Below are 13,735 nucleotides of genomic sequence, written 5' to 3' on the forward strand. Positions count from 1 at the left end.
AGCAATTGCAACACCCACTAAAAAAAACGTGCGATATCTCGCATTCAGGTGCTATTCTGCCCAAACACTGTTTAGTAAATTAAACAAAAAATCATGAACACAACACCTGAACTTCATTGTGATGTACTGATCATCGGCAGCGGTGCTGCCGGTCTTTCTCTGGCGCTTCGTCTGGCCGAGCATCAGAACGTTATTGTCCTGAGCAAAGGTCCGATAAGTGAAGGCTCAACATTTTATGCCCAGGGCGGTATTGCCGCGGTGTTTGACGAGACCGACAGCATTGCGTCGCATGTGGAAGATACGCTGATTGCCGGAGCCGGGATCGTGGATGCGCACGCCGCAGAGTTTGTCGCAAGCAATGCCCGCCATTGCGTTCAGTGGCTCATCGATCAGGGCGTATTATTTGATACCCAGGTTCAGCCTAACGGTGAAGAGAGCTACCACCTGACCCGTGAAGGCGGCCACAGCCACCGCCGCATCCTGCACGCCGCGGATGCTACCGGAAAAGAAGTGGAAACCACGCTGGTCAGCAAAGCGCTGAACCATCCTAATATCCGGGTCCTTGAGCGGAGCAACGCCGTTGATCTGATCATTTCCGACAAGATTGGCTTGCCTGGCACGCGTCGCGTGGTGGGGGCGTGGGTCTGGAACCGTAATAAAGAGAAGGTGGAAACCTGTCAGGCAAAGGCCGTCGTGCTGGCTACGGGTGGCGCCTCCAAGGTGTACCAGTACACCACGAACCCGGATATCGCTTCCGGGGACGGTATCGCCATGGCCTGGCGCGCCGGCTGCCGCGTGGCAAATCTTGAATTTAATCAGTTTCACCCCACCGCCCTGTTCCATCCTCAGGCGCGCAACTTCCTGCTGACGGAAGCCCTGCGTGGCGAAGGCGCTTATTTGAAACGCCCTGATGGCTCCCGCTTTATGCCCGACTTCGACGCCCGGGGTGAGCTGGCCCCGCGCGATATCGTCGCGCGCGCCATCGACCATGAAATGAAGCGTCTTGGCGTGGACTGCATGTATCTTGATATCAGCCATAAGCCAGCAGAGTTCATTCGCCAGCATTTTCCGATGATTTACGAAAAACTGCTGAGCCTGGGGATTGATTTGACCCGCGATCCAGTGCCCATTGTGCCTGCGGCACACTATACCTGCGGTGGCGTCATGGTTGACGATCATGGACGCACTGACGTAGACGGACTGTATGCTATTGGTGAGGTCAGCTATACCGGACTTCACGGCGCGAACCGTATGGCCTCTAACTCGTTGCTTGAATGTCTGGTGTACGGCTGGTCAGCAGCGGAAGACATCACCAGGCGAATGCCTTACGCCCGCGAGACAGAGCAGTTGCCTGCCTGGGATGAAAGCCGCGTGGATAACCCGGACGAGCGGGTCGTGATCCAGCACAACTGGCACGAGCTACGGCTATTTATGTGGGACTACGTTGGGATTGTGCGCACCACGAAACGTCTGGAACGGGCGTTGCGCCGCATTACGATGCTGCAACAGGAAATTGATGAATATTATGCCCATTTCCGCGTTTCCAATAATCTGCTGGAGCTGCGCAATCTGGTGCAGGTTGCCGAGCTTATTGTTCGTTGCGCGATGATGCGTAAAGAGAGCCGCGGGCTGCACTACACCCTCGACTATCCGGATCAGCTTCCTGAGTCCGGCCCGTCGATACTCGCCCCGCAGGTTTACATAAACAGATAAAACGCCTGGGTCAGAGCCGTGTAATCTTCGGAATAGCGCTGGTCTGGCCCACGGATCACCATTCGGTCATTAAAGCATTCACCCTCTTTTGGCGAGAGCGCCAGCAGCACGCGGTGCGGCAACCGGCCTTCCGTATCAGAGATGTCAGTTCGCAGACGTAACGTCCAGCCGATTTCCTGCGCGATACCAATGAACGTGTTGCCGGTACTCTCGGGCAGGACCACACAGAAAAAACCTTCTTCGGAGATGAGTTCTGCCGCACTGGTGAGCAGCGCTTTATGATCGAGGGAGCCGGTATAACGCGCCTGTTCACGCTCGGGTGTCCCGCATTCAACGCCGGGCTCGTAGTAGGGAGGGTTGCTGACAATCAGATCGTAACGCGCGGTTTGTTCAGGCGCCCAGGCGAGCACATCTGCGCATTCCACTTTCATTCGGGCTGCCCAGGGAGATTCGGCCATATTGTCACTCGCCTGCTCTGCGGCCTGCGCATCCAGTTCGACGGCATCAATGGTGACATGTTCTTCCGTACGCTGCGCAAGCATCAACGCCACCAGCCCGCTGCCGGTACCGATATCAAGAATACGCTTAACGCCTGCGACAGGTGCCCATGCTCCCAGTAAAATGCCGTCTGTACCGACTTTCATGGCACAGCGATCGTGGGCGACAAAAAATTGTTTAAACGTAAAACCATCGCGGCGCAGCTGCGCTTTGAGTTGAGACATGTCAGGACAACCTTCTAAGTGAAACTGGAGTAGCATAGGGGAAAGCGAAGTGGCCGCAAAGCGATATCCATACAAACAGATGAAGATTACAGCCGTAACGTCTATAATCAGCGCCCCACACAGAGGTAGAACATGACTGTAACGACTTTTTCCGAACTTGAACTCGATGAAAGCCTGCTCAATGCACTTGAGAGCAAAGGCTTTACACGCCCGACCGCCATTCAGGCAGCGGCCATTCCGCCTGCGCTTGAGGGCCGCGATGTGCTCGGTTCTGCGCCAACCGGCACGGGGAAGACAGCAGCCTATTTGCTGCCTGTGTTGCAGCACCTGCTCGACTTTCCACGTAAAAAATCTGGCCCGCCGCGTATTTTGATCCTGACGCCTACGCGCGAACTGGCTATGCAGGTTGCCGATCACGCGCGTGAACTCGCGGCGAATACACATCTGGATATTGCCACTATCACCGGCGGCGTTGCGTATATGAACCACGCTGAAGTGTTCAGCGAAAACCAGGACATCGTCGTCGCGACGACGGGCCGCCTGCTGCAGTACATTAAAGAAGAGAACTTCGACTGCCGCGCGGTAGAAACGCTGATCCTCGACGAAGCCGACCGCATGCTGGACATGGGCTTTGCGCAGGATATCGAGCATATTGCAGGTGAAACGCGCTGGCGTAACCAGACGATGCTGTTCTCTGCCACCCTTGAAGGGGATGCGATCAAGGACTTCGCAGAGCGTCTGCTGGAAGATCCGGTGGAAGTCTCTGCGACGCCGTCCACGCGAGAGCGTAAAAAGATCCACCAGTGGTATTACCGTGCGGACAATCTTGAGCACAAGGTTGAGCTGCTCAAGCACCTGCTTAAGCAGGAAGACGCCACCCGCACCATCGTGTTTGTGCGTAAGCGCGAGCGCGTGCACGAGCTGGCTGAAATGCTGCGTAACGCCGGGATCAACAACTGCTATCTTGAAGGTGAGATGGCGCAGATCAAGCGTACCGAAGGCATTAAGCGTCTGACCGATGGCCGCGTTAACGTGCTGGTCGCAACAGACGTTGCCGCACGCGGGATCGACATCCCTGACGTAAGCCATGTCATTAACTTCGATATGCCGCGTAGCGGAGATACCTATCTGCACCGCATTGGCCGTACCGGTCGCGCGGGCCGCAAAGGGATTGCGATTTCACTGGTTGAAGCGCATGACCACCTGCTGCTGCAGAAAATTGGCCGCTATGTTGACGAGCCGCTGAAAGCGCGCGTTATTGATGGATTGCGCCCAACCACACGTGCGCCGAGTGAAAAAATGACGGGTAAACCGTCCAAGAAAGCGCTGGCGAAACGTGCTGAGAGAAAAGAGAAAGAAAAAGAGAAGCCGCGCGTGAAGCAACGCCACCGCGATACCAAAAACATTGGTAAGCGCCGTAAGCCAAGCTCTGCTGCGCCAGAGACCAAAACTGAAGAGTAAAAAAAGCCGGGACATTTCCCGGCTTTTTTATTCCACCCCCGTGGCTGAAACCTTACAGGCTTTCAGTAAAGGTACGGGCGATAACGTCGCGCTGCTGTTCTGGAGTCAGTGAGTTAAAGCGAACCGCGTAGCCAGACACACGGATAGTCAGCTGCGGGTATTTTTCTGGGTGCTCAACGGCATCCATCAGCGTTTCGCGGCGCAGCACGTTAACGTTCAGGTGCTGACCCCCTTCAACGCGCACTTCCGGCTGCACTTCCATTGGGATTTCACGGTATTCGATTTCGCCCAGTTTGTTCACCGGTACGATTTCATCTTCAGCAAAACCCGCTTTCGCTACTACACAGCGCGCTTCATTTTTCTCGCTGTCCAGCAGCCAGAAAGAGTTGAGCAGATCGTCATTTGCCGCTTTGGTAATCTGGATACCTGTAATCATGTGTTGCCTCCCTTAGGCTACATTAACTGATGCTGGCCTTACGCGGCCAATTGGTAAAACCATTGTTTCTTGTGTGTATATATATCATTCACACCTCGGTGATTTATTGATTTAAATCAACAAAAACACCAACCACACAAAGAGTGTGGTTTGAATTTATTGTTTAAGATCAATTTCACACCCCTGCCAATTAAACTTAACCTGCATCATTTCAAAATAAATTTAATTGCTTAGCACGCATTTCAGCGCGTAATTTTGCTCACCGGAGTTAAACAGGTAAGCTAGTCACAGATTGAGATTCGCAGGAGAGCGACATGACGACACCTTTAACCTGGCATGACGTGCTGGCAGAAGAAAAGCAGCAGCCTTATTTTATCAACACGCTCAGCACCGTTGCCGCTGAGCGTCAGTCCGGGCAGACGATTTATCCGCCGCAAAAAGATGTGTTCAACGCGTTTCGCTATACCGAGCTGAGCGATGTGAAAGTGGTCATACTGGGCCAGGATCCCTATCACGGCCCTGGGCAGGCGCACGGGCTGGCGTTTTCCGTTCGTCCGGGCGTGGCTATCCCCCCTTCTCTGCTCAACATGTATAAAGAGCTTGAGGGAACCGTGCCCGGGTTTACCCGCCCCAACCACGGTTATCTGGAAAGCTGGGCGCGCCAGGGCGTGCTGTTACTGAATACGGTGCTCACCGTACGGGCAGGTCAGGCGCATTCGCACGCCAGCCTTGGGTGGGAAACCTTTACCGATAAAGTCATCAGCCTTATCAACGAGCATCGTGAAGGGGTCGTGTTTTTACTCTGGGGATCGCATGCGCAGAAGAAAGGTGCGATTATCGATCGTCAGCGTCATCACGTGTTGAAAGCACCGCACCCGTCACCGCTGTCTGCGCATCGCGGCTTCTTTGGGAGTAATCATTTTGTTCTGGCAAATGAATGGCTGGAAAAACGTGGCGAAACGCCAATTGACTGGATGCCTGTGTTACCGGCAGAGAGCGAGTAGGATTTGAATGTGCCGGGTCAGGCCCGGCACATTAAGAGGCTTATGCCTTGTTCTGACGCCACCACTCGGCTAGCAGCACGCCGGTCGCAACGGATACGTTCAGACTTTCCACATTGCCTGTTCCGTCGATAGAGACGCTCAGATCTGCACTGGAGAGCGCCGCGTCAGACAGACCATCGCGTTCCTGACCTAATACCAGCACCATTTTACGCGGCAGCGTCGCTTTAAACAGCGGCGTGCCGGCATGGCTCGATGTGGTTACGATGGAATAGCCCGCTTTACGGAACTGCTCAAGGGCATCCAGAACGCTGTCGCCGGTGATAGGCTGTACGTGCTCGGCCCCGCCTTCCGCAGTACGGATCGCGGCGCCGGATTCCAGTAGCGCGGCATCCTGCAGCAGCACGCCTTTCACGCCAAAGTGCGCGCAGCTGCGCATCATTGCGCCCAGATTATGCGGGTTGCCCACGTCTTCCAGCGCCAGCACGCAGTCATCGGCATCCGCCTGGCTGACCCACTGCTGCACGGTCGTGCCGTTACGTTTTTTGATCAGGAAGCAGACGCCACCGTGGTGTTCAGTACCGGAGGCTTTGGTCAGCTCTGCATCATCCACAACGTGGTAGGCTTTGCGGTTCGCGGCCATCCAGCGCAGCGCTTCTTTAAAGCGCGGGGTCACGCTCTGGATGAACCAGGCGCGGACGATACACTCAGGACGGCTCTGGAACAGCGCCTGGCAGGCGTTCTCGCCATATACGCGGGTCTCTTCCGCGCGCTGACGGCGCAGTACTTCCGGGTCAATAAAGCTTTTACCGCTGATACCGCCGTGATCTGGTTTTTCCGGCGTCTCATCGCCAGGGGCGCGAGAAACGGTGCGCCACGGTGAGGCGTTATCGCGTGAGAAGTCATCACGCGGACGATCGTCGCGTGGACGGTCACTGCGTGGGCGGTCGGAACGCGGACGGTCATCGCGTTTGCGATCGTCACGTTTGCGGTCATCACCGCGGGTATTTTTGTCATCGCGGGCGGGGCGACGGCCACCGTCTGCACGAGAGGACGCCGGACGCCCGCCCCCTTTTCCGGTACGCGGATTTTGGGTGCGTTTATCAGAGTCATCATCACTGCGGACATACATCACTTTGACCTTGCCGCTTTTGTTTTTCATTTCGTCGTTCATGCTTTTCTCCACCAGCGCTGCGCGAAGCGCGCAGATTACCCGATGTGCCAGCGCATAGCCATAATTTCGTACAAAAGCCTGTGACTATTGTTCTCATTGAATAAAACGCATTGTTGTTTCAAACAGGCTCATTGATAATATGTAACATATTAGAAACATTATCGGCGTTCTGCCGCTGTCCCACGGCTCTATCAGAGGTTAGTTATGAATACCGTATGTGCCAACTGTCAGGCTCTTAATCGCATTCCGGACGATCGGATTGAAGATGGTGCGAAATGCGGACGTTGTGGCCATGAATTGTTTGATGGCGATGTCATTAACGCGACGGGTGCTACGCTGGACAAACTCCTCAAGGACGATCTCCCGGTGGTGGTCGATTTCTGGGCGCCCTGGTGCGGTCCGTGCCGCAGCTTTGCGCCAATCTTCGAAGATGTGGCCGAAGAGCGCAGCGGGAAAATGCGGTTCGTGAAGGTCAATACCGAAGCCGAACGCGAGCTGAGCGCACGTTTTCGTATTCGCAGTATCCCGACCATCATGATTTTCAAAAATGGTGAAGTGATCGATATGCTCAACGGTGCGGTTCCAAAAGCCCCCTTTGACAGCTGGTTAAACGAATCGCTGTAACATTCCCGGGGCACATCTTGTGCCCCGTTCCCGCCTCTGCGAAAATAGGGTTTTTCCTCCATTTCGCCCATGACTGATAACGCTGTCCTTACATTACGCGCCGAGCGCCTTGCGCGCGCTACCCGACCGTTCCTCGCCCGCGGCAACCGTATTCGCCGCTGTCAGCGCTGCCTGCTGCCGCTGAAGGTTTGTCTGTGCGAGACGCTGGCCCCGAGTTCGGCGGAGAGCCGCTTTTGTCTGGTCATGTTCGATACCGAGCCGATGAAACCCAGCAATACGGGGCGTCTTATCGCCGATATTCTGCCGGATACCGCCGCGTTTCAGTGGTCCCGTACGGCACCGCCTCAGGCTCTGCTCGACCTGGTGGCAAGCCCGAACTACCAGCCGATGGTGGTTTTCCCGGCGTCTTATGCGGGAGAACAGCGTCAGGTCCTTACCGCGCCGCCATCCGGGAAACCGCCACTGTTTATTATGCTGGACGGAACCTGGACCGAAGCGCGGAAAATGTTTCGCAAAAGCCCCTATCTTGACGCGCTGCCGGTGATTTCTGTCGATCTTTCCCGCGTCTCGGCCTACCGCCTGCGCGAAGCCCATGCTGACGGCCAATACTGCACCGCCGAAGTGGCCATTGCGCTGCTGGATTTAGCAGGAGATACCGCAGCGGCCGGCGCCCTGGGCAACCATTTCTCATGTTTCCGGGAGCGCTATCTGGCGGGAAAAACCGTTCATAAGGGCAGCATCACAGCAACGGAGACAGAAAGCGTTTAAAATCATCAGGTCGCTTGCATTTACAGGAGGCCTGCATGAGCCAAAGAGGGTTAGAAGCGCTACTCCGACCTAAATCCATTGCCGTCATCGGCGCATCAATGAAACCCGATCGTGCAGGCTATCTGATGATGCGTAACCTGCTGGCCGGGGGATTCAACGGTCCCGTTATGCCCGTCACGCCGGCTTATAAGGCCGTTCAGGGCGTGCTTGCGTGGCCGGACGTGGAGAGCCTGCCTTTCGTACCGGATCTCGCCGTTCTGTGTACAAACGCCAAACGCAATCCGGAACTGCTGGAGTCACTCGGCAAGAAAGGGTGTAAAACCTGCATTATTCTCTCGTCGCCGCTTGAACAGCAACCCGAACTGCTGGCCTGCGCCAGCCGTTATCAGATGCGCATTCTTGGGCCGAACAGCCTGGGTCTGCTCGCACCCTGGCAGGGGCTGAACGCCAGCTTCTCCCCGGTGCCAATTCGCAAAGGCAAACTCGCCTTTATCTCGCAGTCGGCAGCCGTATCGAACACTATCCTCGACTGGGCTCAGCAGCGTGAGATGGGATTTTCCTACTTCATTGCCCTGGGCGACAGCATGGATATCGACGTTGACGAGCTGCTGGATTTCCTGGCGAGAGACAGCAAAACCAGCGCAATCCTCCTTTACCTTGAGCATCTGAGCGACGCCCGTCGTTTTGTATCGGCTTCACGAAGTGCTTCCCGCAATAAGCCGATCCTCGTTATCAAAAGCGGTCGCAGTCCTGCGGCTCAGCGTCTGCTGCAGTCCCATTCCGGCATGGATCCCGCCTGGGATGCCGCCATTCAGCGCGCGGGGTTACTGCGGGTGCAGGATACGCATGAACTTTTTTCCGCCGTTGAGACGCTAAGCCATATGCGACCGCTGCGCGGTGAGAAGTTGATGATCGTCAGTAATGGTGCCGCCCCTGCCGCACTCGCGCTGGATGAGCTTTGGCTGCGTAACGGCAAACTGGCCACGTTGGGTGAAGAGACGCTGCAACGCCTCAGAGAGGCGCTTCCCGCAAGCGTGACGCCCGACAATCCGCTTGATTTGCGCGATGACGCCAGCAGCGATCGCTATATCAGGGCAATCTCCATTTTGTTGGACAGCCAGGATTTCGATGCGCTGATGATTATCCACTCCCCTAGTGCGGTCGCGCCGGGCAGTGAAAGCGCGCGGGCGATGATTGAGGCAGTACGAAACCATCCGCGCGGCAAATACGTCACCCTACTGACCAACTGGTGCGGTGAGTTTTCCTCTCAGGAGGCACGACGCCTGTTCAGTGAAGCCGGACTGCCAACCTACCGCACGCCGGAAGGCACCATCACGGCATTTATGCATATGGTGGAATATCGACGCAACCAGAAACAGCTGCGTGAGACGCCGGCTTTGCCGGGTAATCTGACGGCGAACACCGTCGACGTTCACCGGCTGTTGCAGCAAGCTATCGAAGAAGGCGCGACCTCGCTTGATACGCATGAAGTGCAGCCCATTCTGGGCAGCTACGGGATGCAAACTCTGCCAACCTGGATCGCCAGCGACAGCGCTGAGGCCGTACATATAGCCGAACAAATTGGCTACCCGGTCGCACTTAAGCTGCGTTCCCCCGATATTCCGCATAAGTCGGACGTTCAGGGAGTCATGCTGTACCTGCGTACGGCAACGGAGGTGCAGCAGGCAGCCGATGCCATTTTCGATCGCGTCAAAATGGCCTGGCCGCAGGCGCGGATCCACGGGCTGCTGGTGCAGAGCATGGCTAACCGCGCGGGCGCTCAGGAACTGCGGGTAGTGGTTGAACACGATCCCGTCTTTGGCCCGCTCATTATGCTGGGAGAAGGCGGCGTTGAGTGGCGTCCGGAAGAGCAGGCCGCGGTGGCATTACCACCGCTGAACATGAATCTGGCGCGCTATCTCATCATTCAGGCGATTAAAAGCAAAAAGATCCGAGGCCGCAGTGCCCTGCGTCCGCTCGATATTGCCGGGTTGAGTCAGTTCCTGGTGCAGGTGTCTAACCTGATCGTAGATTGTGCGGAGATCCAGAGGCTGGATATCCATCCGCTGCTCGCTTCCGGCACTGAATTTACGGCGCTGGACGTGACGCTGGATATCGCGCCATTCGAAGGGGACAGAGAGAGCCGCCTGGCGATCCGTCCGTATCCTCTGCAGCTGGAAGAGTGGGTTGAGATGAAGAATGGGGAACGCACTTTGTTCCGCCCTATTCTGCCGGAAGATGAACCTCAGCTGCGGGCCTTTATCTCTCAGGTCACGAAAGAGGATCTTTATTACCGCTACTTTAGCGAAATCAACGAATTTACCCATGATGATTTAGCCAATATGACCCAGATCGACTACGATCGAGAAATGGCATTTGTCGCTGTTCGGCGTTCCGATCGGGGCGATGAGATCCTGGGCGTGACGCGCGCTATTTCTGACCCGGATAACGTCGACGCGGAGTTTGCCGTCCTGGTACGCTCCGATCTTAAAGGCCTGGGTCTGGGCAGACGGCTGCTGGAAAAACTCATCAGTTATACGCGAGATCACGGATTGTTACGTCTGAATGGCATTACTATGCCGAACAATCGCGGTATGGTGACCCTGGCGCGAAAACTCGGATTTGACGTTGATATTCAGCTGGACGAAGGTATTGTCGCCTTATCCCTCGGCCTAACATCAGCAGACAAACCCGAGTAAGCTACTGGAAATGTTACCCACTTTGGACGGGACTGGTGGTATCATTGTCCGCTTATGTTGTTTGCATGGTACAGACAACCCTTCAATGAACAGAGAAGAAACGCACTGTGATGTTGTCAAAATTTAAGCGTAATAAACATCAACAACACCTTGCTCAACTACCGAAGATTTCTCAGTCAGTTGATGATGTAGAGTTCTTTTACGCTCCCGCTCATTTTCGGGAGACGCTTCTGGAAAAGATTGCCAGTGCCACGCGACGCATTTGCATTGTGGCCCTGTATCTTGAACAAGATGAAGGCGGGCGCGCGATCCTGAACGCGCTCTATGAAGCCAAGCGTCAGCGTCCAGAGCTGGATGTTCGCGTACTGGTTGACTGGCATCGCGCCCAGCGTGGCCGTATTGGCGCGGCCGCTTCAAATACCAATGCAGACTGGTATTGCCGCACGGCGCAGGAAAATCCTGGCGTCGATGTGCCTGTTTATGGCGTACCGGTGAATACCCGTGAAGCGCTCGGCGTTCTCCATTTTAAAGGGTTTATCATTGATGACAGCGTCCTGTACAGCGGCGCAAGTCTGAATGACGTTTACCTTCATCAGCTCGATAAATATCGCTACGATCGTTACCATCTGATCCGTAATCCGCAGATGGCCGATATTATGTTTAACTGGGTTGATAAAAACCTGGTACACGGCCGTGGCGTTAATCGCCTTGACGATCCTGAGCGCCCTAAAAGCCCGGAGATCAAAAATGATGTTCGCGCCTTCCGCCAGGAGCTGCGCGATGCGGTCTACCATTTTCAGGGCGATGCGAATAACGAAGAGTTATCCGTTACCCCGCTGGTTGGGCTCGGCAAATCAAGCCTGCTGAATAAAACGATCTTCCATCTGATGCCGTGCGCGGAGCAGAAACTTACCATCTGCACGCCGTACTTTAACCTTCCCGCCGTACTGGTACGTAACATTATTCAGCTACTGCGCGATGGTAAAAAAGTGGAAATTATCGTCGGGGATAAAACGGCAAACGACTTCTTCATTCCTGAAGATCAGCCGTTCAAAATCATCGGCGCGCTGCCTTATCTTTATGAGATTAACCTGCGCCGTTTCCTGAGCCGTTTACAATATTACGTAAACACTGACCAGCTGGTTGTACGTCTCTGGAAAGATGAAGACAACAGTTACCATCTGAAAGGCATATGGGTTGACGATGAGTGGATGCTGCTGACCGGTAACAATCTGAACCCGCGCGCGTGGCGACTGGATCTGGAAAACGCGATCCTGATCCATGACCCTCAGCATGAGTTAGCCGCACAGCGTGAGCGTGAACTGGAGTTGATTCGCACGCATACCACGGTGGTTAATCATTACCGCGAGCTGCAGAGCATTGCCGATTATCCGGTGAAAGTCCGCAAGCTGATTCGCCGCTTGCGTCGTATCCGTATTGATCGACTTATCAGCCGTATTCTGTAATGTCCAGGCCCTGCCACCCGCAGGGCTTTTTTATGGAGCCCTAAAATGCGCATCCTCCTGTTACTGAGCGTCCTCTTTCTGAGTGGCTGCAGTCATATGGCCAACGATAGCTGGTCCGGTCAGGATAAAGCACAGCATTTCCTCGCTTCCGCTATGCTTTCCGCAGTGGGTAATGAGTACGCGCAGCATCAGGGATACAGCCGTGACCGTAGCGCGGGGATAGGGTTGATGTTCTCTGTGGGCCTTGGGGCATCAAAAGAACTGTGGGATAGCCGCCCCTCAGGGAGCGGCTGGAGCTGGAAAGATTTCGCCTGGGATGTCGCCGGCGCAACGACCGGCTATGCCGTGTGGCAGATGGCGCATTATTAAAGACGAATACCTTTCCCTTTGCGATGCAGCATCAGGGAGACAACAAAGGCCAGCGCCCCCATTACCGTCACGTACCAGAAGAATGTCGTTTCACTTCCCCATGATTTAAGCGACAGCGCAACGTACTCCGCCGAACCACCAAACAACGCGTTGGCTACTGCATAAGAAAGCCCAACCCCCAGCGCACGCACCTGTGCCGGGAACATTTCGGCTTTCAGTATCCCGCTGATAGAGGTATAGAAACTGACAATCACCATCGCCAGCATGACCAGCGCAAATGCGGCATATGGCGATGATACGTGCTGGAGCGCAGACAGAACAGGCACGGTACACAACGCCGACAGCCCGCCAAAGATCAGCATTGACGTACGTCGGCCAATTTTATCCGAAAGCGCTCCGATAATCGGTTGGATGAGCATAAAGACAAATAGCGCCACAGTCATAATAACGCTGGCGACATTTGCGTGCATCCCGGTGGTGTTCACCAGGTACTTCTGCATATAGGTGGTGAATGTGTAAAAGCTGAGGGAGCCGCCCGCAGTAAAGCCCAGCACCATCAGGAAAGCCTTGCGGTTACGCCATAACCCTTTAAAGGTTCCCGCCTCCTTCAGCGTTCTGACCTCTTTCTGCGAGGTTTCATCCAGCTGACGACGTAGCCAAAGTGCAACTACTGCCAGCACGGCCCCCATCGCAAAAGGAATTCGCCATCCCCAGGCGTGGAGTTGTTCATCTGTCAGGATTTGCTGCAGGATCACCACCACGAGAATCGCCAGCAGTTGTCCACCAATAAGCGTTACATACTGGAATGAGGCGTAAAAGCCTTTACGGCCTTCCAGCGCAATTTCACTCATATAGGTCGCACTGGTGCCGTATTCGCCACCGACCGATAGCCCCTGAAATAAGCGGGCCAGCAAAAGTAGCGCCGGAGCCCAGGTGCCAATCGATTCATATCCCGGTAAACAGGCGATCACCAGAGAACCAAAGCACATCATACACACGGAGATCAGCATGGAGGCCTTACGCCCGCGGCGATCCGCAATGCGGCCAAACAGCCAGCCACCGATGGGGCGCATTAAGAATCCTGCGGCAAATACTCCTGCCGTTTGTAGAAGCTGCGTCGTGGTGTTGCCGGAGGGGAAGAAAATATGTGCGAAGTAGAGTGAACAGAATGAGTAGACGTAAAAGTCGAACCATTCTACCAGGTTCCCTGAAGAGGCACTGACGATTGCCCATACCCTTCTTCGGGTATCGCTGTTAGCCAGCGTCCCGTTTGATGCAATGCTTTCTGTCATTGTGATTATG

At 55.1% G+C, this 13,735-nt stretch carries 12 protein-coding genes; 8 read left to right on the forward strand and 4 right to left on the reverse strand.

Going from position 1 to position 13,735, the window contains the following annotated elements; genetic code table 11:
• The first annotated feature begins 93 nt into the window (after nt 1-93).
• Complete coding sequence (nadB, locus tag ACR42C_RS17065; RefSeq protein WP_116343324.1) at nt 94-1,713, forward strand: L-aspartate oxidase; 1,620 nt, start codon at nt 94-96, stop codon at nt 1,711-1,713.
• Here the strand turns inward: nadB and trmN are convergent.
• On the reverse strand, nt 1,698-2,435 hold the full coding sequence (gene trmN / locus ACR42C_RS17070) for a tRNA(1)(Val) (adenine(37)-N(6))-methyltransferase TrmN (RefSeq protein WP_023344703.1): 738 nt from the start codon (nt 2,433-2,435) through the stop codon (nt 1,698-1,700). The genes nadB and trmN overlap by 16 nt on opposite strands.
• A gap of 132 nt (nt 2,436-2,567) precedes the next feature.
• Here trmN and srmB point away from each other — a divergent pair, with 132 nt between their 5' ends.
• Complete coding sequence (srmB, locus tag ACR42C_RS17075; protein WP_116343327.1) at nt 2,568-3,896, forward strand: ATP-dependent RNA helicase SrmB; 1,329 nt, start codon at nt 2,568-2,570, stop codon at nt 3,894-3,896.
• Between the two features lie 52 nt (nt 3,897-3,948).
• Here the strand turns inward: srmB and grcA are convergent, their stop codons facing one another.
• A complete protein-coding gene (grcA, locus tag ACR42C_RS17080) occupies nt 3,949-4,332 on the reverse strand; it encodes an autonomous glycyl radical cofactor GrcA (protein WP_006176733.1) in 384 nt (127 codons plus the stop codon).
• A 314-nt stretch (nt 4,333-4,646) separates the two neighbouring features.
• Between grcA and ung the strand changes: the two genes are divergently transcribed.
• The gene (gene ung / locus ACR42C_RS17085) at nt 4,647-5,336 is read left to right on the forward strand and encodes a uracil-DNA glycosylase (protein WP_023333064.1); all 690 of its coding nucleotides are present in this window, start codon (nt 4,647-4,649) and stop codon (nt 5,334-5,336) included.
• A 40-nt stretch (nt 5,337-5,376) separates the two neighbouring features.
• Here ung and ACR42C_RS17090 read toward each other — a convergent pair whose 3' ends face one another.
• A complete protein-coding gene (locus ACR42C_RS17090) occupies nt 5,377-6,507 on the reverse strand; it encodes a tRNA/rRNA methyltransferase (RefSeq protein ID WP_316380677.1) in 1,131 nt (376 codons plus the stop codon).
• A 204-nt stretch (nt 6,508-6,711) separates the two neighbouring features.
• Between ACR42C_RS17090 and trxC the strand changes: the two genes are divergently transcribed.
• The 5 genes from trxC to ACR42C_RS17115 all read left to right on the forward strand — a co-directional run bounded on the left by trxC (nt 6,712) and on the right by ACR42C_RS17115 (nt 12,433).
• Nucleotides 6,712-7,131, forward strand: a complete 420-nt coding sequence (trxC, locus tag ACR42C_RS17095) for a thioredoxin TrxC (protein ID WP_061097357.1) — start codon at nt 6,712-6,714, stop codon at nt 7,129-7,131.
• Between the two features lie 69 nt (nt 7,132-7,200).
• Complete coding sequence (tapT, locus tag ACR42C_RS17100; protein ID WP_116343330.1) at nt 7,201-7,899, forward strand: tRNA-uridine aminocarboxypropyltransferase; 699 nt, start codon at nt 7,201-7,203, stop codon at nt 7,897-7,899.
• Between the two features lie 35 nt (nt 7,900-7,934).
• A complete protein-coding gene (locus tag ACR42C_RS17105; RefSeq protein WP_479984364.1) occupies nt 7,935-10,598 on the forward strand; it encodes a bifunctional acetate--CoA ligase family protein/GNAT family N-acetyltransferase in 2,664 nt (887 codons plus the stop codon).
• A 110-nt stretch (nt 10,599-10,708) separates the two neighbouring features.
• The gene (pssA, locus tag ACR42C_RS17110) at nt 10,709-12,064 is read left to right on the forward strand and encodes a CDP-diacylglycerol--serine O-phosphatidyltransferase (RefSeq protein ID WP_116343332.1); all 1,356 of its coding nucleotides are present in this window, start codon (nt 10,709-10,711) and stop codon (nt 12,062-12,064) included.
• 45 nt (nt 12,065-12,109) lie between these two features.
• Complete coding sequence (locus tag ACR42C_RS17115) at nt 12,110-12,433, forward strand: YfiM family lipoprotein (protein ID WP_320719952.1); 324 nt, start codon at nt 12,110-12,112, stop codon at nt 12,431-12,433.
• Here the strand turns inward: ACR42C_RS17115 and ACR42C_RS17120 are convergent.
• Nucleotides 12,430-13,725 (reverse strand): MFS transporter, encoded by a 1,296-nt coding sequence (locus ACR42C_RS17120; RefSeq protein ID WP_163330604.1) that lies wholly within the window; start codon nt 13,723-13,725, stop codon nt 12,430-12,432. The genes ACR42C_RS17115 and ACR42C_RS17120 overlap by 4 nt on opposite strands.
• Nucleotides 13,726-13,735: the final 10 nt, after the last annotated feature.

The sequence above is a fragment of the Enterobacter sp. MG-EB028 genome (assembly GCF_056673305.1).